This window comes from Bacteroides caecicola, assembly GCF_023337095.1.
GTDB lineage: Bacteria > Bacteroidota > Bacteroidia > Bacteroidales > Bacteroidaceae > Phocaeicola > Phocaeicola gallinarum.
In genome coordinates this window covers 297,092-318,446 of the sequence record NZ_JAMBLM010000002.1, presented here as the reverse complement: position 1 = coordinate 318,446, position 21,355 = coordinate 297,092, and the positions used below count along the sequence as shown (strand labels likewise).

The window sequence follows — 21,355 nt, the reverse complement described above, 5'->3', positions numbered from 1 at the left end:
CTACAAAAAAACACAGAATTTTAACATCGTTATCGCAACAGATTTACTACCTTTGCAGGAGTAAGAAATCTAACTAACAACATAATATAAACGTATGGGAACTATTAAATGTATCGGTATCTTGACTTCCGGTGGTGATGCTCCGGGTATGAATGCTGCTATTCGTGCCGTAACACGTTCGGCTATCTATAATGGATTGCAGGTAAAAGGTATTTATAGAGGTTATAAAGGATTGATTACCGGCGAAATCCAAGAATTCAAAACGCAAAACGTAAGCAACATTATACAGTTGGGAGGTACGATATTGAAAACAGCCCGTTGTCAGGAATTCAAAACTCCTGAAGGACGTAAGATTGCTTATGAAACGATGCAACGTGAAGGCATCGACGCACTGATTGTTATCGGTGGAGACGGTTCGCTGACGGGAGCAAGACTGCTTGCACAGGAATTTGATGTTCCGTGTATCGGTTTGCCGGGTACTATCGACAACGATTTATATGGAACGGATACCACGATTGGTTATGACACGGCGCTGAATACCATTCTTGACGCAGTAGATAAAATCCGTGATACGGCTACTTCACACGAGCGTTTGTTCTTTGTGGAAGTGATGGGACGCGATGCCGGTTTCCTTGCACTGAACGGAGCTATCGCAGCAGGAGCAGAAGCTGCCATCATTCCGGAGTTTAATACAGAGGTAGACCAGTTGGAAGAATTTATCAACAACGGTTTCCGTAAATCGAAGAACAGCTCTATCGTTTTGGTTGCCGAAAGCGAAATCACGGGTGGTGCCATGCATTATGCCGAACGTGTGAAGAATGAATATCCGCAGTACGACGTGCGTGTAACCATTTTAGGACACTTGCAGCGTGGCGGACGTCCTACGGCTCACGACCGTATCATTGCCAGCCGTATGGGTGTAGCCAGCATTGAAGCGCTGATGGAAGGTCAACGTAACGTAATGATTGGTATTGAAAACGACCAGATTGTTTATGTTCCGTTTACAAAAGCTATCAAGAACGATAAGCCGATTGACCGTGAGCTGGTAAATGTACTGAATGAATTGTCTATCTAATCTGTTCTTGTAATTCGGACGAAAGATTACATTATTAAATATAAAGAGAGGCGGCTGATAGCATTGCGCATCGGTCGCCTCTCTTCGTTAGGGAGTGGTTATGATTTTATTTGTCAGTGCCCCAGTCTTTAGCTCCCTGCTCTTTCAGTTTCAGCGTAGCAGCTTCGGCTTTCTTCATCGTTTCAGCCTCTTCTTCCGGAGTAGCGAAAGCATGTTTGTAACCTTTCACGTCGTTCCAGTGACCGCGAGTAAAGTCGGGGAAGGCAATCGGAGCGCATCCGTTATCCATTGAGATACTTCCTAATTCAGCCAAGCTACACCATTCAGCCAAATCGTATACATCCATATCCAGCGGAAGTCCGTTTTGCAGACAGTAAACCAAACGAGCGTCCATGATAAAGTCCATACCTCCGTGTCCGCCTACCTCTTTAGCCATTTCGCCGTATTTTTTCAGGATAGGATGCTGGTATTGTTTTTCCAACTGTATTTTCTCTTCTTGCGGTAAGAAAGAATGTGAACTCAAGTCGTCTACCTTAGGTTCTACACCAGACTCTTGCAACTGTTCAGAGCTTAACGCATATCCTTCAATCGGATATTTGTTTGCAAAACCTTTTGTTCCGGTCAGTTGGTACAAACGGTTGTAAGGCTGCGGGTTCATAACATTGTGTTGGATTTCGATAACCTTACCCAGCTGAGTACGGATTAACGTAGTGGTGTGGTCGCCGTTTCTGAAAGTGTCGCAAGGTTCTCCTGTTGCTTTTTCTACCAGTTCCTTTCCATGAACAGATTTGGTATCCATAGCTACCAGTGTGGTCATGCGGTCGCCGCGGTGGATATTCAGAGCTTGAGCTACCGGGCCTAAGCCGTGAGTGGCGTATACATCGCCGCGATGCTCCATGTTGTAACGCAAGCGCCATCCCAATTTGTCTTGTTCTCCATCCTTCCAGTAATAATCCCAGAAGTCATCCAAATTATGGATGTATGCACCTTGTGCGCGGATAACCTCGCCGAATACTCCCTGCTGTGCCATGTTCAGCGTATTCATTTCAAACCAGTCGTAGCAGCAGTTTTCCAGAATCATACAATGCTTGCGAGTCTTTTCGCTGAGGTCGATAAGCTCCCAGCATTGCTGCAAGTTCATAGCCGACGGAACCTCGATAGCCACATGTTTTCCGTGTTCCAATGCATATTTGGCAATGGGGAAGTGGTGAATCCAGTCGGCGGCAATGTATACCAAGTCGATATCATCGCGTTCGCAAAGCGCTTTGTAGCCTTCAGCTCCATCGTAGATAGCAGCTTTGGGCAACCCTGCTTTCTGCAAGTATTTCTGGCAGTTTTCAGCACGGTCTTTTTCATGGTCGCAAAGCGCAACGATGTGTGTACCCGGAATGTACGTAAAACGTTCTACGGCACCGGGGCCTCTCATACCCAAGCCTACAAAGCCTACTCGAACGACTTCCATTTTCGGGGCGGTAAGTCCCAATACCGATTGCTGACCTTCCGGACGTTCCGGAGTATCGACTACAATAGTACCTTTCTCCCAATGGTACGGTGTACCGTAGGTCGAGACAAGTTGTTCCTCCTGTACTTGCGCGCAGGAAACCGAAGCCAAGACGCAGGCTCCTAAAAAGAATTTGGTTAGTGTCTTCATTTTTTTTGATGTTTGATTAATATAAAATTGGTTGATTCAGATTGTTTAAGGTATTCGTGAAAAATGTATTTATAGCTTTTCGGATATTTTTCCGTGCGGTGTCAGGGCAGACAGCCTTTTCCAGTTCCATGCCTTTCGGAGTAATAGGAACCAAAGTGTCAAATCCGGCACGACGTAATTCCGTTTCGTTATCAATGCGTCCGGCAATCAATACCGTAGGGATGCCAAGCGGAAGTGTACGATTCAGCACTCTTTCTGCTATTTTCCCCATAAGCGTTTGAGAGTCGGCTTTTCCTTCTCCCGTGATTACCATGTCTGCATCTTTTATTTGTTGGTCAAAATGAATGGCATCCAATAACAGATCGGCTCCCGGAACCAATTTCGCATCAAAGAAAGCGTATAAAGCTCCGCCCATTCCTCCGGCAGCTCCTGAGCCGGGTAAGGAAGCTATGCTTTTTCCTGTGGTTTGGCGTATGATTTCAGACAAGCGTTTCATTCCTTCCTCTAAAGCGGTTACTTGTGATGTAGTTGCCCCTTTTTGAGGAGCAAAAACATGCGTTGCCCCTTCTTTCCCGCAAAAAGGATTACGGACATCGCAAGCCACGGTGAAGTTTGCTTCTGAAATGGCTTTATCCAACCTGCTTATATCAATGCGGGCAGTGCTGCATACGGCTTCACCTCCCTGTCTTAATTCAATTCCGTTTGCGTCATATAATTTGGCTCCGAGGGCTTGCAACATTCCGAGTCCGCCATCGTTTGTTGCGCTGCCTCCTATCCCGATCAGGAATTTCCGGTAGCCACGTTTCAAAGCATCTCGTATCAGTTCTCCTGTTCCGAAAGAAGTTGTTTTCATCGGGTTACGTTCTTCCGGAGTTAATAAAGGAAGCCCACTCGCTTCAGCCATTTCGATGACAACAGTTTGCGTGTCTCCCAATATTCCGTATCGGACGGTTTGCAAACGCATCAGCGGGTCATGAACTTCGGTATAAATGAATTTTCCGTTGGTAATATGTACCAAAGTATCGAGTATACCTTCCCCTCCGTCTGCTACCGGCAAGCAAACGGTTTGGCACGTAGGAAACAGTCTGCGGATTTCTTCAGCAGCACAGTTTTCTACCTCTTCAGAGGATAAACAACCTTTGAATGAATCAATGGCGAGAACTGTTTTCTTTATCATGCTTGGGCTGTTGTGTTTTAGGTCGTTTCATATAATCAGTCGGAGTCATTCCGAATTCATCTTTAAAGCACTGACGGAAATAAGCAACGGTAGCAAAACCGGTTTGGTCTGACACCTCGGTAATGGTATACTCTCCGCTATCCAATAATTCGATGCTTCTTCTCATTTTTATTTTGCGTACAAATTCGTTTGCCGAGATATTTGTCAGTCCTTTTATCTTACGGTAAAGCGTAGAGTGGCTCATACACATTTTATCGGCAATGAAACCTACGTCAATTTTTTCCAGACTTAGATTCTCTTCAATGATGTTGGTTACTTTATCCAAAAACTCTTGGTCAAGTTTGCTCAGTGTGCGACGCTCGTTTTCCACATTCTTGCGTTCGGTTTCTGTCACAGGAGTAGAAGTTATTAGTCCTGCTATTTTCCGACGGTTTTCCAGAATGTTATTGATGCGGCTGTTCAGGAGGCGGGCACTGAACGGCTTGGTTATAAACGAGTCTGCCCCGGCTGCATAACCTTCTTCTTTATCGTTCAGCGTATCTTTTGCTGTGAGCAGAATAACCGGTATATGGCTGGTGCGTATGTCTTCCTTGATGTGTTTACATAATTCGATTCCATCCATTACAGGCATCATGATGTCGCTGATAATGATGTTGGGGATACGGTTTTGAGCCAACTCCCATCCCTCCTGTCCGTTGTTGGCTGTTAATACCTCATACGTGTTTTCGAACGAACTGCGAATGTATTCACGTATATCGTGGTTGTCTTCCACCACAAGGATGATGGAACGATTCTCTTCTTTTTCTGTCGTGGCATCGGCATCCTGTTCTGCCGTTTCGGTTTGGATTGTCGAACGGTGTTCGGCATTCGGATAAGTATTATCCGTTAATATCTTCAGGGTAAACTTGCTTCCTTTGTCGGGTTCGCTTTCTACTTCTATAAAGCCTTCGTGAAGGTCGGTAAGCGATTTTACCAAAGCCAGTCCGATTCCGGAGCCGGAGACTTGATACTTGCCGCTTCCCTGATAGTACCGTTCGAATATATGATTTAACGATTCTGCATCAATGCCATGTCCTGTGTCTTCTACTGAAAACAGCGTATAGCGGTTTCCGTTTTCTTCGGCAGCAGACAGCGAAAGGGTAATACTTCCTTTCGGAGTATACTTCAAAGCGTTCGACATGAGATTGTCGAGTATCACAGTCAGAATCTCACGGTCGCAGTAAATAACCTGATTTTCTGCGTTGGTACGGATGTTGATGGTTACTTCCGGATTACGGTTTAGTTCTTTATACTTAATACCTATTTCTTGTATTAAGTTTGCTACATTTTCCCGTCCGACCTTCAGCTTCCGGTTTTCCGTTTCCGTCTTTCTGAATTCCAGAATCTGGTTTATCAGATTAAGCAGGCGGGTTGCACTGTCGCGTATGATACCGATTTTATTAGCCTGTTTAGGCGAGAGCGTTTTGTCTGCCTGCAAATCTTCCAGCGGACCGAGAATAAGCGTTAGCGGCGTACGCAGTTCATGAGTAATATTCGTATAAAAGCGCAATCGCTCGTTATTCAGTTTTTGTTCGCTTTCGTGGCGGTGATGTTCTAAGTTAAGCCGGTTTTCCAACGTAAGTTTACGCCGGTAAAAACGGAATATAAGAACTATAATTCCTATGCAAATAAGGAAATATCCGAGTTTGGCATACCATGTCAGATAAAGAGGAGGAGTTATGACTATTTTTACAGAGGTAAACTTTTCTCCCCACGGCTGGTTGTTGAGTTTGGCTTTTACCTTAAACACATATTCCCCCGGTGGAAGGTTTCGGAACGTAACCTGATTTTCTTCGTGGGTTTCAAACCAAGTGTTTCCTAATCCTTGCATGGTATAAGCATATTCCGCCTGCATACTTTGTGTATAGTCAAGTACGTTGAATATGATGCGAAACGTATTCCAATCGTATGAGAGGGTTATTTTTTTGTCTGTAAGCGGAACGATTTTTTCTTTGTTTTCATTATCCGATTGCGTCCCGTAACTTTTTATTTCAGTGATTTGCACCGGAATGTCGGTTGTCGATTCTGCTACATTGGCAGGGTTAAACCAGCATACTCCGTTTTGTGAACCGAAATATAAGTTACCTTCCGAGTCTTTACATACCGAACCATCCATGAAGTCGCCCACAGGAACATTCTGACGGTATGTATAATTATAGAAGCGCTGTTCAGAACTGTTCCAATGCGCGATTCCACCGTTGGTACTGATCCATATTTCACCCCGTAGGTCTTCGGTAATGGCACGCACGTTGGGGTTTGCCGTTTTCTCATTGTCGGCATACGTCTTTATATTTTCAGGGTGCAGAGGGTCGGCAATATACGAAACCCCGTTTCGCGTAGCAGCCCAAATTCCGCCTTTACTGTCTTGAAAGAGTCCGTTTACAGCGTCCGAGCTTAATCCGTTCCGGGTATCGATGTGATGTAACAGCGTGGTTTGTTCCGTATTTATAACTTGGATGCCCTTGCCGAATGTTCCTACCCAGAGTCTGCCGGCTTGGTCGAATAACAGTCCGTGAACCATCTGCGATTTCAACAAGGCATTGATTTTATCTTCTTTTCGTGCTTTCCCGTTTCGTACGGTGAATATACCGTTTTGTGTACCTATCCAGATGCTTTCTCCCTGCTCGTAAAAGCAGCAGGCTTCCACGTCTGTTTCGTCCAGCGGAACACGGGTTACGGTTTGCGTAGACGGATTGCAGGTTAGAACCCCGTCGCGGTACAAGCCAAACCATAATGTATTGCTTTTATCCTTATATATAGTAGATACATGGGTGTTGGAATTGGTCTGTTTGTTTAATGAGATGATTTTTTTCAATTTGCTGTTCTGAAACACAGCCACTTCATTTTCGCCTCCCAGCCAGATTTGTCCTTCATTGTCAACGGCTATTCCCCACACTTGCTTGTTGCGTAATTTCCCGTCCTTCAGCGTAATATACTCCAGTGTACGGAAAGCAGGCTGAGCATAGCTTAAAAAGTCTGCCCCTCCGCGGTAGTTTCCTATCCATATATTGCCGAACGAGTCTTGTAAGAAACAGCTTGCGTTGGGCGAAGAAACTCCGTGTGTATCGTTGGTCACTTTGATGTTATGGAATTGGATGTTTTCACGCGAAGTAAAAACATTTTCTTGCATGTCTAAAATGCTGACTCCCCCCATGTGCGTACATACCCAGAGGCGTCCGTCGGTGCTTTGACCGATGTCGGATACCCTGTCGGATAAAATCGAATTGGGGTTGTCGGCATCATGCCGGAAGTTGATGAACTTTTCTTTGGGCTGGGTAAACAGAGCAAGTCCGCGGTCGGTTCCTACCCATACGTTTCCATCCTTATCCGTGTAAATACACTGCACACTGTTTCCCGGTATGCTTTCAGCCTCTTTAGCGTCATGGGAAAAGTTTCGGCAGGTTTTCTTCTTTATATCGATGATAGCCATCCCGTGGTCTGAATACCCGACAAAAAGATTTCCTTTTCCGTCGTCGCATGTACAGAAGAATCCTTCTTTAAGCCCTTTGATGATGCCGGCTTCATAATGGGTGAATGTTTGAGAAGAAAGGATATAATGGTCTATCCCCCTGTAACGGTGAGTAATCCAGACACCGCCGTCGGATGCCCGGCTCAGATGGGCTATTTCATCGGAAAGCAGCCCCGATTTAGTAGTATAGTGTGCAATGAATTGTTGCGCCAGACAGTCGAATACGAAAATGCCGTCCCGTTTGGTTCCTATCCATAGCGTATGATTTTCGTTGCAACTGAGGATGGAGGTCAGCTCATTGCTTTTCAAATCAGAATTCCGGGTGTTGTAAATCGTGATGTTCCTTCCGTCGAATCGGTTCAGCCCCGATTCGGTTGCTATCCATACATACCCCAGTCCGTCTTGCTCGATGTCGATAACATAATTGCTCGTGAGTCCGTCTGTAACCTCGATACGTTTAAACGTATATTCGGGTCCGGTAGAGACGGCACGGCAATGGCTTGCCAACATCCAAATTAAGATAACAAAGAGAAGGTTTTTCATCATGTTTTTTAGTACAAAGTTTACAACGAAACAAAAGTACGATAAAATCGGGAGTTTTTTGTTGTTTTGTCTCGAAAATTACGGATAGTAGGCAAAAATCATTGTCACATCCCCTTCAGAACTACCTGTAAGCCCTGTTTTTTTTCTATGGGTAGAAACCTCAAGTCCTTCCCATAGCGTTCCTCCTTTCTACCGCAAGCGTAAGGCAACTTATCCCATAGCGTTCTCGTCATGTAATTTATGCTTAAAATTCCTACTGCTTTTGCTTATTTTTTGGTACATAACTTTGGTGATTATCGCGTAATTTTGTATGACAAGCTTTAAGAAGGCTTGTCTCTGACATTCGAATATTTTTTTGTAAATAAGATTAAATGCTATGGTAAACTTTTCACTTGAAGGTAAGGTTGCTCTCGTAACGGGAGCTTCTTACGGTATCGGCTTTGCGATTGCTACCGCTTTTGCCCAAGCAGGCGCAACCATTGTTTTCAACGACATTAAGCAAGAACTGGTAGACAAAGGTCTGGCTTCTTATAAAGAAAAAGGTATAGAAGCTCACGGATATGTATGTGATGTGACCGACGAAGCAGCGGTAAATGCTTTTATCGCTCAGGTAGAAAAAGAGGTAGGTGTTATCGATATCTTGGTAAATAACGCCGGCATCATCAAGCGCATCCCGATGTGTGAAATGTCTGCTGCCGAATTTCGTCAGGTAGTCGATGTCGACCTGAATGCTCCTTTCATCGTATCGAAAGCCGTTATTCCGGGCATGATAAAAAAAGGACATGGAAAAATCATTAATATCTGTTCGATGATGAGCGAGCTGGGACGCGAAACCGTATCGGCGTATGCGGCTGCCAAAGGCGGATTGAAAATGCTTACCCGCAATATCGCATCCGAATACGGAGAATACAACATCCAGTGTAACGGCATCGGGCCGGGGTATATTGCTACTCCGCAGACAGCACCTCTGCGCGAACGGCAGGCAGACGGCTCACGTCATCCCTTCGATGCGTTCATCGTGGCTAAAACTCCGGCAGCGCGTTGGGGAACACCCGAAGACTTGATGGGGCCGGCTGTATTTCTTGCGTCGGATGCTTCTAATTTTGTAAACGGACATGTATTGTATGTAGATGGCGGCATCCTTGCTTATATCGGCAAACAACCTAAATAGTCGGTTCTCCGAATAATCAAGAGCTTTGTTTATGGAACAAGTTTTCAGTTATATTATCGGACTGGGTGCGGCGGTCATGATGCCGATTATTTTTACCGTACTGGGCGTGTGTATCGGCATCCGGTTCGGTAAGGCACTTAAAAGCGGTTTGCTTGTCGGGGTAGGGTTTGTCGGACTGTCTGTTGTAACAGCGCTGCTTACCGGCAGTTTGGGAGACCCTTTAAAGCGCGTAACCGAAATTTACGGGTTAAGTCTCGGTATTTTCGACATGGGATGGCCTGCTGCTGCTTCCGTAGCCTATAATACTTCGGTAGGAGCGTTTATCATTCCTGTTTGTTTGGCGGTAAATATACTTATGCTGTTTACGAAGACTACCAAGACTGTAAACATCGACCTTTGGAACTATTGGCATTTCGCTTTTATCGGTGCGGTGATTTACTTTGCCACGGATAATATCTGGTGGGGATTCTTCGCTGCCGTAATCTGTTACATCCTGACCCTGATAATGGCAGACTTAACGTGTAAGCAGTTTCAAACCTATTACGACAAGATGGAAGGGATATCCATTCCACAGCCTTTTTGTCAGGGATTTGTACCTTTTGCAGTTCTTATAAACAAGATGCTGGATAAGATTCCCGGTTTCGACAAGCTGAATATCGATGCCGAAGGCATGAAGCGTAAATTTGGCATAATGGGCGAACCGCTGTTTTTAGGCGTCGTAGTAGGATGCGGAATCGGTGCTTTGGCATGTAAAGACGGAAAAGAATTGGTCGACGGCATTCCTTCCATCCTCGGATTGGGTATCAAGATGGGAGCAGTGATGGAACTTATACCTCGCATAACGGCATTGTTTATAGAAGGACTTCGTCCTATCTCGGACGCTACGCGAGAATTGATAGCCCGTAAGTTTAAGAGTAACGTAGGCTTGAATATCGGCATGAGCCCGGCACTGGTTATCGGTCATCCCACCACGTTGGTGGTTTCTTTGCTGCTTATTCCGGTTACGCTTTTCCTGTCCGTTGTGCTTCCGGGAAACCAGTTTCTTCCATTGGCATCGCTGGCAGGGATGTTTTATCTCTTTCCTGCCGTGCTTCCGATAACAAAAGGAAATGTGTTGAAAACCTTTTTAATCGGTTTGGTGGCATTAATCGTGGGTTTGTATTTCGTAACAGACTTGGCCCCGTTCTTTACTCAGGCAGCCCAAGATGTGTATGCAAAGACCGGAGATGCTGCCGTAAAAATTCCCGATGGCTTTCAGGGCGGTTCACTGGATTTTGCCTCAAGCCTCTTTTCGTGGATTATTTTTCATGCAATATATAACTTAAAGGTCATCGGTTCGATTGTTTTGGTGGCTTTGACTTTGGGATTGGCTGTTTTCAACCGCAGGCGGATTATCAAAGAAAGCGAGAAAAAGTAAACAATCAAAGATGCGTGTGTGTTAAAAAAAGCAGGCACGAACAGTGCTTCTTGCATGGTTTTTCTTTCCTTTTTCTACCATGCAGCGAAGTATTGTCCGTGCCTTGCTCTATCTGTAAAAGCGATGTAAATCCTCTTACGTTGCATCAGAAAGCCAATCTCACAGAGTGGTCTCCTTTCTTGTATGTTTTCATGCTTTCCACTAAGTTTCCACATCCGTCATTTATTTTCTCACTTTCGTTTCGATAGCGGAAGTCCACGTCGCAAGAAGGTAGTGCAGACGAGATTTTCTTTTTACAGATGTCTGCAAATAAATAAATCTTGCTCCAAGTTTTGTATTCCATAAATCGTGTAAGCAATTCTTTTTGCCACTGTTCCATAACTACGATACAATCCACTCCTTTGTGCAAAATTTCTTTTAAACTCTTCTCCAGCTTTCTCTCACCCGGTGAACCTAATTCCGACATTTCTGCCGTGGTTATCTCGACACCGGTCACTTTAGCTTCATTCAGTTTCTTACGAAACAAACGTTCGGTAGAGAATACTTTTCCGGTACGTTCCAAACCAATAATTAAGACTTTCATGGCGCTTGATTTAAAGATTAGTAATAAGGGTAGAGGAATTGCTTTATACACCTCGTGCCTAAATGTATGAATTATTATTTAAATGAGCAAAAATAAATATGAATTATTATTTATTTTGAAGTAAAATAGATGATTTAATACAAAATATGGAAAAGAAGTGACCTTTTTGTTTTGCTTTTGACGTACGAAAAAAGCATGGAATACAGCGAATATTATCCGTGTAATCCATGCTTTGCCAATATCAGAACTTGACTTTTATTTATTTGCAGTTTCCGGTGCAGCGGGGTTTGATTTGTTTAAAGAAATCATTGCCTTTGTTATCAACAAGGATGAATGCCGGGAAATCTTCAACTTCAATTTTCCAGATGGCTTCCATTCCCAGTTCCGGATATTCCACACATTCGATGCTCTTGATGTTGTTTTGAGCCAAGATAGCAGCCGGACCACCGATTGAACCGAGGTAGAAACCGCCATGTTTCTTACAAGCGTCGGTAACGGCTTGGCTTCGGTTACCTTTAGCCAACATAATCATGCTTCCGCCGTGGCTTTGGAACAAGTCTACATACGGGTCCATACGTCCTGCCGTGGTCGGTCCCATAGAACCACACGCCATGCCCTGCGGAGTTTTAGCCGGTCCGGCGTAATAGATAGGATGATCTTTGATGTATTGCGGAAGGTCTTCACCACGGTCAAGGCGTTCTTTCAGTTTTGCATGAGCGATGTCTCGGCCCACGATGATAGTACCGTTTAATGACAGGCGTGTAGCAACCGGATACTTGTCGAGTTCGGCAAGGATTTCCGGCATCGGGCGGTTCAGGTCAATCTTCACGGCATTGCCTTCGCCAGCCTGACGCAATGCTTCCGGAATCAGTTCGCCCGGATTTGAATCAAGTTTTTCAATCCAGATACCGTCTTTGTTAATCTTACACTTGATATTGCGGTCGGCAGAGCAAGATACGCCCAAACCTACCGGACAAGAAGCGCCGTGGCGGGGCAAACGGATGATGCGTACATCGTGTGCATAATATTTTCCGCCGAACTGTGCGCCCAAACCGATGCGGTGAGCCTCGTCCAGAACTTGTTTTTCCAGTTCGATGTCGCGGAACGCACGTCCGTATTCGTTACCCGTAGTAGGCAGATTATCATAGAAGTGAGTAGAAGCCAGCTTAACCGTCAGCAGGTTCTTTTCGGCAGACGTTCCGCCGATAACGAATGCGATGTGGTAAGGAGGACAAGCCGCAGTACCCAACGTCTTCATTTTTTCAACCAAGAACGGAACCAGTGTAGCCGGGTTCAGGATAGCTTTTGTTTCTTGATACAAATAAGTCTTGTTGGCAGAACCTCCACCTTTGGTCACGCAAAGGAATTCATACTCCATGCCTTCGGTAGCTTCGATGTCGATTTGAGCCGGAAGGTTGCAGCGGGTGTTTACTTCTTCGTACATGCTGAGCGGAGCATTCTGTGAGTAACGCAGGTTTTCTTCGGTATAAGTTTTGTAAACTCCTAATGAAAGAGCTTCTTCATCACAGTAGCCGGTCCATACTTGCTGTCCTTTTTCTCCGTGGATAATTGCCGTACCCGTATCTTGGCAGAACGGCAAAACGCCTTTGGCAGCTACCTCTGCATTGCGCAGGAACGTAAGAGCTACGTATTTATCGTTGTCGCTTGCTTCTGGGTCGTTCAAAATCTTTGCCACTTGCTCGTTGTGAGAGCGGCGCAGCATGAATGAAACATCACGGAATGCAGCGTTTGCCATAGCTGTCAAACCTTCCTTTTCGATTTTCAGGATAGGTTTTCCTTCAAACTCGCTTACTGATACATAATCTTTGGTAAGCAGATAGTATTCAGTCGTATCTTTTCCTTTTTCGAACATCGGCTGATACTTGAATTCGGGTGTTGCCATAATCAAAAAATTAAAATGTTAGTCATTATGGAGCAAAGGTACAAAGTATTATTGAAATTTTTCCTTAATCAAGGTGAAAAGTTTTGCCTTGTTCCCAACAAAAAAACATGCTTCTGTGTCATGCCATCTTTTTTTGCCGGCATATCGTGTACGGGCTGTAAGCGTTGTTTTGGCATGTTTTGACACCTGAAAAATGCTATGGGTAGAACCGGTCAACGCTATGGGTAGAAACAGTAAACACTACCGCATGAAACAGGTAACACTAACGGTAGCGTTCGGAGGAGGTTCCGGCTGAAGATTTCTGCTTGTGTTCTCACGGGAAAAAACGTGTCTGAATAAACTTAATATCCGCTTATTTTCAGTAAGATATGGATTTAGTATGGAATTTAAGCGGCAGTCTGTAAATAAGTTCGTATCTTTGTGCCCGAATTTATAATAAATAAAGTATGAGTTATAATTTACTGAAAGGAAAAAGAGGGGTTATTTTCGGTGCTTTGAACGAACAATCCATTGCGTGGAAAGTAGCTGAAAGAGCAGTAGAAGAAGGTGCTGTAATCACTTTGTCGAACACTCCCGTAGCAGTACGTATGGGTGAAGTTTCTGCTTTGGCAGAGAAACTGAACTGTGAGATTATTCCGGCAGACGCAACCAGCGTAGAGGACTTGGAAAATGTGTTCAAACGTTCGATGGAGGTATTGGGCGGAAAGATTGACTTCGTGCTGCATTCTATTGGTATGTCGCCGAACGTTCGCAAGAAGCGTACGTATGATGACCTTGATTATGATATGCTGGAGAAAACGTTAGATATATCGGCTGTTTCATTCCATAAAATGATTCAGTCTGCTAAAAAGTTGAATGCTATCAATGATTACGGTTCGATTCTGGCTTTGAGCTATGTGGCTGCCCAGCGTACTTTTTACGGTTATAATGACATGGCGGATGCCAAAGCGCTGTTGGAATCAATCGCCCGTAGCTTTGGTTATATTTACGGACGCGAGCATAACGTACGTATCAATACGATTTCTCAGTCGCCTACGATGACTACTGCCGGTTCGGGAGTGAAAGGAATGGATAAGCTGTTTGATTTTGCTAACCGCATGTCTCCGCTGGGAAATGCGTCGGCAGACGAATGTGCTGACTATTGCATCGTGATGTTCTCTGACCTGACCCGTAAAGTAACCATGCAGAACCTGTTCCACGATGGAGGTTTCTCAAGCGTGGGAATGAGCTTGCGTGCGATGGCTACTTATGAAAAAGGACTTGACGAATACAAAGACGAAAATGGAAACATCATCTACGGATGATTAGTGTAATCTTAATATCAATACACGGACTTACACGGTTTGATAGCGAATACTCGTGTAAGTCCGTGTTTTTTCAGTTATAATAACGATGGATGCAGCTTTATATTTATTGCCTGTAACGTTAGGCGATACTCCGGTCGACAAGGTGTTGCCGACGTATAACCGTGAAGTAATCCGGGGTATCAAACATTTCATAGTAGAAGATGTCCGTTCGGCACGACGGTTCCTGAAAAAAGTCGATGCGGAAATCAATATCGACGAACTGACTTTTTATCCGTTGAACAAGCATACTTCGGCGGAAGAAGTATCCGGTTATTTGAAACCTCTGGAAGAGGGAGCGCCGATGGGGGTGATTTCGGAGGCAGGCTGTCCGGCTGTTGCCGATCCGGGTGCCGACGTGGTAGCGATAGCTCAGAGAAAGAATCTGCGCGTGGTTCCTTTGGTAGGCCCTTCGTCTATCCTTCTGTCTGTTATGGGGTCGGGATTTAACGGTCAAAGTTTTGCTTTTCATGGTTATCTGCCGATAGAACCGGGCGAACGCACCAAGCGCTTGAAGGAGTTGGAGTCGCGCATCTATACCGAGAGCCAGACTCAGCTTTTCATCGAGACTCCTTACCGGAACAATAAAATGGCGGAAGAAATACTCCGTACCTGCCGTCCGCAAACGAAACTTTGTATTGCTGCCAATCTGACGTGTGACGGAGAATATATCCGTACGAAATCGGTCAAAGAATGGAAAGGTAAACTGCCCGATTTGAATAAAATCCCCTGTATCTTTTTATTGTATAAGTAGTTCGGGTTTATAAAAGGAGTTGAAAGTCGTACACATCCAACCATTTGCCAAATTTCCTGCCTACTTCATTGAAGCGTGAAACCTGCCGGAAGCCCAAAGATTCGTGCAAGCGCACGCTTGCTTCGTTCGGTACAGTGATGCAGGCTATCAGGGTATGTAGTTTTGCGTTGCGGCAAATGGTGATTAGTTCTTTCATCAGCAGGCTTCCCATGCCCTTTCCCGTATAGTCGGGATGCAGATAAATGGTTGTTTCGGCGGTGTGGCTGTAAGCCTGTTTTTCTTTCCAAGCGTGGGCGTAACAGTATCCTATAACTTTTCCGTCTTTTTCGTAAACCAAGTAAGGATAGTTCTTGTCCGTGAAACTTCTCATGCGCCGTTCCATTTCTTTTTCGCTGACGGGTTCGGTTTCGAAAGTTATGCAAGTGTTGGTTATGTACGTGTTATAGATGTTTGTGATAGCCGGAATATCTTCAGGCTTGACGTTTCGTATCATGTTGCTTCTTTTTTTATGAGTTTGATTCAAATTCCTTCCAAACCTCAGCCGCCATTTGCAGGGCTTCTGCTTCTTTCCGCAACCTTTGGCTGAAGGCTTCGGGAGTGTTAAAGATGTCTTCGAAAGAGAAGAAACGTCCGTTTGGTAAACATATTTCTTTTTCTTGTCGCAGCGGGAAAATGTATAGCTGAATATTCTTTACATACGAACACCTCAGTATAGTCTGGTATTTTAGTATCAGTCTGGGGAATATAGGCTTCTCTGGCTGTGCGGGTGCAAAGTGTTTGTAAGCTAAGCGTGTAGCATATTTTTCTGCTTTGCGGAGAGAACCGTCGAATAACATTTCAATGGGCAAATCCCATACGCTTGTCTTGTCTTGGATGAGATAAATCTTTTTGTTACATATTGGGGCGATGCGCAGAAGATTCTGCCGGAAGGCGTTTTCTTTGGCTGCAAAATGAATGCCGATGCTGTTTACTATCAGGCATAACAAATAGATAAACGGGGGCGGGAGGTAGGCTATGAGAAAATAACTTCTGGGTGAGAGCGAAGGACTCCAGTAGTTTAGTATAATCAAGCACAGTAAGTGAAGGGTAGACAGTACGACTATGATTTTGGCTTCGAGCGTGAACGTTACACAGGCGTTCAGGTGTAACTTTTTCAGGATGCTTTGATAGATTTCAGGCGCGGTAATGTGGATGAAAGCCCCGATAAGCAGCATGAAGTCCAGCGTGGGAGTAATGCTTTTGGGAGGCAGGTAATCATATCCCGTAAGCAGGCGGAGGATGTAGCAAAGTCCGATTCCTATGATGCCTTGCAGCAAAAAGAAATTAAGGGTTTTAAGTTTTACGATGTTATACCATAAGGCTACGATACTGATGGCCAATCCGAAACCTAACATCAAAGTTGTAGGGAAAAAATATAATCCGCACAAGGTGATAATGGTAGGCAGTAAACCTAACGATGCGACTTTGTCTTTATATCTCAAGATTGCTTTCATGAGCCGGGGACTTTTTGAAAATAGATAACAAGCGCACGGGCAAAAATGTTTACTTCAACAGATGTTTTTCTGCATGATAAGACGAACGTACCAGCGGACCGCTTTCTACTTTTGCAAAACCTTTCTTCTCGCCGATTTCCCGATAACGTGCAAATTGTTCGGGGGTTACGTACTCGTGTACCGGATAATGCTTGCGGGTGGGTTGCAAGTATTGTCCGATGGTCAGGATTTTACATCCGTTGGCTATCAGGTCGTCCATTGTTTCTTCTACCTCGTCAGGCGTTTCGCCCAGTCCTACCATGATGCCCGATTTGGCTGTTACTCCGCTTTCCGCAATCTGACGGATAACTGCCAGACTGTTGTCGTAACGGGCTACGCTGCGCACTAAGGGAGTAAGGCGGCGTACGCTTTCCATGTTGTGTGAGAGGATTTCGGGGCGTGTATCTGTCACTTGGGCTATCAACTCTTGCCTGCCTTGAAAGTCGGGGATAAGGGCTTCGAGCGTAATGTCGGGATTGACTTTTCGGATGGTGGTGAGCGTCTTTGCCCAATGAGATGCTCCCAAGTCGGGCAAATCATCGCGGTCTACCGAGGTGATGACTGCATGGTTCAGCTTCATCAGCCGGATGGATTCGGCTACACGCATCGGCTCTTCCGGGTCGAGCGGTAAGGGTTTGCCTGTCTGCGTATTACAAAATTTACAAGAACGGGTGCAGATGGCTCCACCTATCATGAAAGTAGCCGTACCCTTTCCCCAGCATTCACCGAGGTTCGGGCAGCGTCCGCTGCTGCAGATGGTGTGTAGTTTATGCGTATCGACAATGCGTTTCGTTTCGGTATAGCGTGCATTTGTTCCGATGCTTATTTTCAGCCAGTCGGGTTTCTTAACGTGTTCCATGTAAAAGAGTTAAATGTGGATAATGAGTTAATAATTAATAATGAATGATTAACAACGAGGCTGTATTACTACGTTATTAATCATTCATTATTAATTCTTCACCAATCAAAGGTTTTCGATAAAGAAATCGGCAACACGGTTCATCAGGTGGTTACGTGTGTTTCCGCCCGAAATGCCGTGATTGCGGTTCGTATAGACCTGCATGTCGAACTGCTTGTTCGCCTGAACCAAAGCTTCGCTGTATTCGGCGCAGTTCTGGAAATGAACGTTATCATCGGCAGTGCCGTGTATCAGCAGCAACTTGCCTTGCAGCTTGGCAGCCTGTTTGATGGGAGAACCAGCATCGTACCCCTCACCGTTTTCTTTCGGTGTGCGCATGAAACGTTCCGTATAAACGCTGTCGTAGAAACGCCAGTCGGTAGGAGCGGCAATGGCTACTCCCGCCTTGAATGCTCCCGAACCTTCGCTCATCGACATCAGCGTGTTATATCCTCCGAAGCTCCAGCCCCAGATTCCGATGCGCGTTCCGTCTATGTAAGGCAGCGTACTCAGGTAATGTGCCGCAGCAGCTTGGTCTTTCGATTCTTTTACGCCCAAGAAAAGGTAAGTACATTTCTCGAATGCTGCACCTCGTCCTCCCGTGCCGCGTCCGTCTACACATACCATGATGTAACCTTTGTCGCACATGTAGGCTTCAAACATGCCTCCGTCGCCGAAACTGCCGATTCCCCAGCGGTCGAGTACCTGCTGTGAGCCGGGGCCGCTGTATTGGTGCATAATCACCGGATATTTCTTGTTCGGGTCGAAGTGGGCAGGCTTCATCATCCATCCGTTCAGTTCTACGCCATCGGGAGTCTTGAATGTGAAAAATTCTTTGGTCGGCATATTCAGGTTTGCCACCTTCGATTTCAGTTCGGCGTTGTCCATCAGCGTAGCCATTTCCTTACCCTTATTGTTGTTCAGCGTAATGAGGGTAGGGGTATCTTTGCTTGAGTACGTATTGATGTAATAAGCAAAGTTCTTGCTGAACAGCGCGTTGTTCGTACCTACACGTGTTGACAGCTTGGTCTTCTTTCCTTTGCCGTCCACTTTGTAGACAGCCGAGCGGAGCGGACTTTCTTCGTTGCTCGTGTAGTAGAACACGTTGGTTTTCTGATCCCATCCCAAAAATTCCTTCACTTCAAACTTTCCGCTGGTGATCTGTTTTATCAGATTTCCGCCGATGCTGTACAGATACAGGTGGTTATATCCGTCGCGTTCGCTCATCATCACGATGTTTTCGGGGTAGAAAACAATGTCAGAGTAGGCTTGTTCTTTGATATACTGTTCGGCTTCGTCGCGGATAACGGTTTTACAGAGGGCGCTGCGCGGATTTGCCATATACACATTGAAACGGTTCTGGTGGCGGTTCAGCGTCATGATGGCAAGTTTTTCGGGGTCGGAAGTAAACTTGATGCGGGGAATGTATCCGTCGGCATCCATCTCCAGATTCATTTTGCGGGTTACGCGGCTCTTTATATCAAATGTATGTACGCTGACTGTCGAGTTCGTTTCTCCGGCTTTCGGATATTTATAAGTATAGGCGCCGGGATAGCTTGCGTATTCGTCCCGTGAGGGGAACATGCCTTTGTATTCGGGGAAAGAGAACATCGGCACTTGGCTTTCGTCGAAGCGGATGTAAGCTATCATGCGACTGTCGGCACTGAAGTCGAACGCGCGGTTAAACCCGAACTCTTCTTCGTAAACCCAGTCGGGGATGCCGTTCAGCACCTTGTTATATTCACCGTCTTTCGTTACCTGCGATTCGCTGTTCCCGAAAAGCAGTTTTACAAGGAATATGTTGTTGTTACGCACGAAAGCTATCTGATGGCTGTCTGGCGAGAACAACGGAACTTGCTGCGGTCCGCCTTCCGACAACGGTTCGAGCGTGCGGTTTTTTACGTTGTAGATATAGTAAACAGCGGTAAACGAGCGGCGATAGATGGGTTTCGTTTCCGTTTGAATCAGGATGAGGCTTTCGTCGGGCGACAGGATATAATCGTCGAACGACTTGAGCGTGTGGTTTCGCGCCGTGGCAACATCGAACACCGTGCCTACTTCTTCGCCCGTCTTGAAAGAATATTTCACGATGCGTTTATGGTCGGGACTGATTTGCGTGTAATGTTCGCCGTCTAACATCGGCTTTAACCCGTGGATGCTTTGGGCACGGTAAGTACCGTTCGCCACATCCTGTAAAGTCACTTTCTGAGCCTGCACGCCGAGTACGAGGGTCAGCAGACAGATAAAAGCAAATAGTTTTCTCATAATTATCTTTTGTTTTTAGTTTCGCTATTGAGGTTGCTTGCAAAGGTAACGAATCGGGCGAATATATTCTTAAAATAATCAGGGAATTTTGTTCTGAAGTTTTTTACGGAGGTTACGGTAAGATAAGGGGATAAACATGAAAGTGTTTCCGCTTGTTTTTTATAACCCGGCTTGGCGGGTTGTACGACTCACCCTGCCGGGTTATATAACTCACCACGCAGGGTTGTATAACTCACCCGTGTGGGTCATAAAACCGGGGCTTGATGATAAAAAAACTCCTTACGGCTAAGAAAAGAATTGCCGTAAGGAGTGTGATAAAATAAGATTAGTCATTGCCTTTACCGAACAGCCAACGGAAGAAGCGTACGATGAAATTACGCTTTTTAGGTTCGGGGCGTACGGAGGCATCGGACTTGACAAGATACTGTTCCGGAATTTTAAAGCGTGTGGAATCTGCCGTACTGAGTTCGGGCAGCGGAATTTCCGATTTCGAAACAAGAGGCGTACGCACCGCACGTGGAGGCAACTTGCTGATGCTGTCTTCGCGCTGGGCTTGGAGTACCATGCGGACAGAATCCTCCGGCGAAAGCGGAGCTGCCGGAGCAGGTTTCTTGAAACGGATGGGGACGGAATATTTGCACCGCACCTTTACACCGTTGTCTTTGCCGGCTATCCAGCGCGGCATGGTCTCGATAACCTGAAGCGCGGCGGTATCTAACCGGGCATCCAGCGGACGGACAATGCTGGGTAGAGTTACCTCTCCGTCTTTTTCTACCACAAACTGGATGACCGTTACGCCTTCTACACCCGTTTCTTCGGCAAGCTGTGCGGGACGGAGTTTGCGGTCTATGTAGTTGAAAAACGCCTTCATCCCGCCCGGATATTCCGGCATTTGTTCTACTGTCGAGTAAATTCTTCCAGAACCTTTCGGGCGCATCATAATGGTGTAAGGTCCGTCGGTGTGAGTCAGGAAAGGCTGGATTTCCAGATAGCGGTTCTCCATACCGTTGGCGCGAATCACGATGAGGTGACTGTAATCGGCGTCAATGGTAAATTCCCCCATCTGGTTGCTGGTGGCTTTTCTTCCAGTTCCTTGTATTTGGATTTCCGCTCCGGCAACAGGCTTGCCGTAGCTGAGCAGTTTTCCCTGTACGCTAAACGTACGTCCGCTTTGTTTGAAGCGGGCAAGGTCTTCGGGGCGGTCTATGTAGAGCAACGTGTCAGCGGCAGCCTCATCGAGCGGCAGCGACTTGACCGGTTTGGTCTTATCCGTAGGGAAGTAAAAATTAGCAGTACGCACGTAGTTCTTGCTGATATCCTGCTCAAAGCTGAACACCCCCTGTTCATCGCTTATGTATTCTTTGCCGAATCCGTTAACCTTCAGAATCATTCCCACTTGCGGCTCGCCTGCGGTATTAAGAACGCAGATGTTGAAAGTCTGTTTTTGAGTCTGTCCTGAAGCAGTAAGTTTACCAGCGAGCGTTAGAGCCAGCACGGATAAGAAGAAAACAAAGCGTTTCATAATCAAATCGGAG

General features: G+C 45.7%; 15 protein-coding genes. 5 read left to right on the top strand and 10 right to left on the bottom strand.

Annotated elements, in window-relative coordinates:
• Positions 1-94 precede the first annotated feature (94 nt).
• Positions 95-1,075 (top strand): 6-phosphofructokinase, encoded by a 981-nt coding sequence (pfkA, locus tag M3085_RS03020; RefSeq protein ID WP_178256543.1) that lies wholly within the window; start codon positions 95-97, stop codon positions 1,073-1,075.
• A 106-nt stretch (positions 1,076-1,181) separates the two neighbouring features.
• On the opposite strand, the gene M3085_RS03015 is transcribed toward pfkA, so the two are convergent.
• The 3 genes from M3085_RS03015 to M3085_RS03005 are packed head-to-tail and all read right to left on the bottom strand — an operon-like array spanning position 1,182 to position 7,954.
• Positions 1,182-2,726: a Gfo/Idh/MocA family protein gene (locus M3085_RS03015; RefSeq protein WP_178256544.1), complete on the bottom strand. Its 1,545-nt coding sequence runs from the start codon at positions 2,724-2,726 to the stop codon at positions 1,182-1,184.
• Between the two features lie 16 nt (positions 2,727-2,742).
• Positions 2,743-3,900 carry a glycerate kinase gene (locus M3085_RS03010; protein ID WP_249052277.1) on the bottom strand — a complete coding sequence of 386 codons (1,158 nt, stop codon included), beginning with the start codon at positions 3,898-3,900 and terminating at the stop codon, positions 2,743-2,745.
• Entirely contained in the window at positions 3,875-7,954 is a 4,080-nt protein-coding gene (locus M3085_RS03005; protein WP_410554126.1) for a two-component regulator propeller domain-containing protein, read from the bottom strand. Before M3085_RS03005 ends, M3085_RS03010 begins: the two co-directional genes overlap by 26 nt.
• A gap of 376 nt (positions 7,955-8,330) precedes the next feature.
• Between M3085_RS03005 and M3085_RS03000 the strand changes: the two genes are divergently transcribed.
• Together M3085_RS03000 and M3085_RS02995 are read left to right on the top strand one after the other, a co-directional pair.
• Complete coding sequence (locus tag M3085_RS03000; protein ID WP_178256545.1) at positions 8,331-9,125, top strand: gluconate 5-dehydrogenase; 795 nt, start codon at positions 8,331-8,333, stop codon at positions 9,123-9,125.
• Positions 9,126-9,156: 31 nt separating this feature from the next.
• Positions 9,157-10,542: a PTS galactitol transporter subunit IIC gene (locus M3085_RS02995; protein ID WP_178256546.1), complete on the top strand. Its 1,386-nt coding sequence runs from the start codon at positions 9,157-9,159 to the stop codon at positions 10,540-10,542.
• 145 nt (positions 10,543-10,687) lie between these two features.
• Here M3085_RS02995 and M3085_RS02990 read toward each other — a convergent pair whose 3' ends face one another.
• Together M3085_RS02990 and M3085_RS02985 are read right to left on the bottom strand one after the other, a co-directional pair.
• Complete coding sequence (locus tag M3085_RS02990; RefSeq protein ID WP_249052247.1) at positions 10,688-11,125, bottom strand: hypothetical protein; 438 nt, start codon at positions 11,123-11,125, stop codon at positions 10,688-10,690.
• A gap of 259 nt (positions 11,126-11,384) precedes the next feature.
• Positions 11,385-13,028: a fumarate hydratase gene (locus M3085_RS02985; RefSeq protein WP_191710348.1), complete on the bottom strand. Its 1,644-nt coding sequence runs from the start codon at positions 13,026-13,028 to the stop codon at positions 11,385-11,387.
• A gap of 446 nt (positions 13,029-13,474) precedes the next feature.
• Between M3085_RS02985 and M3085_RS02980 the strand changes: the two genes are divergently transcribed.
• Both M3085_RS02980 and M3085_RS02975 read left to right on the top strand, forming a co-directional pair.
• Positions 13,475-14,332 (top strand): enoyl-ACP reductase, encoded by an 858-nt coding sequence (locus M3085_RS02980; RefSeq protein WP_178256549.1) that lies wholly within the window; start codon positions 13,475-13,477, stop codon positions 14,330-14,332.
• 88 nt (positions 14,333-14,420) lie between these two features.
• Positions 14,421-15,125 (top strand): SAM-dependent methyltransferase, encoded by a 705-nt coding sequence (locus M3085_RS02975; protein ID WP_249052246.1) that lies wholly within the window; start codon positions 14,421-14,423, stop codon positions 15,123-15,125.
• 7 nt (positions 15,126-15,132) lie between these two features.
• Here M3085_RS02975 and M3085_RS02970 read toward each other — a convergent pair whose 3' ends face one another.
• The 5 genes from M3085_RS02970 to M3085_RS02950 all read right to left on the bottom strand — a co-directional run bounded on the left by M3085_RS02970 (position 15,133) and on the right by M3085_RS02950 (position 21,342).
• Positions 15,133-15,618 carry a GNAT family N-acetyltransferase gene (locus M3085_RS02970; protein ID WP_249052245.1) on the bottom strand — a complete coding sequence of 162 codons (486 nt, stop codon included), beginning with the start codon at positions 15,616-15,618 and terminating at the stop codon, positions 15,133-15,135.
• Positions 15,619-15,631: 13 nt separating this feature from the next.
• Complete coding sequence (locus M3085_RS02965) at positions 15,632-16,618, bottom strand: hypothetical protein (protein WP_249052244.1); 987 nt, start codon at positions 16,616-16,618, stop codon at positions 15,632-15,634.
• Positions 16,619-16,667: 49 nt separating this feature from the next.
• Positions 16,668-17,516, bottom strand: coding sequence for a lipoyl synthase (gene lipA, locus M3085_RS02960; RefSeq protein WP_249052243.1), 849 nt, complete (start codon positions 17,514-17,516; stop codon positions 16,668-16,670).
• 105 nt (positions 17,517-17,621) lie between these two features.
• Entirely contained in the window at positions 17,622-19,820 is a 2,199-nt protein-coding gene (locus tag M3085_RS02955; RefSeq protein ID WP_191710352.1) for a S9 family peptidase, read from the bottom strand.
• A gap of 325 nt (positions 19,821-20,145) precedes the next feature.
• Positions 20,146-21,342, bottom strand: coding sequence for a TonB family protein (locus M3085_RS02950; protein ID WP_204500176.1), 1,197 nt, complete (start codon positions 21,340-21,342; stop codon positions 20,146-20,148).
• Positions 21,343-21,355 lie beyond the last annotated feature (13 nt).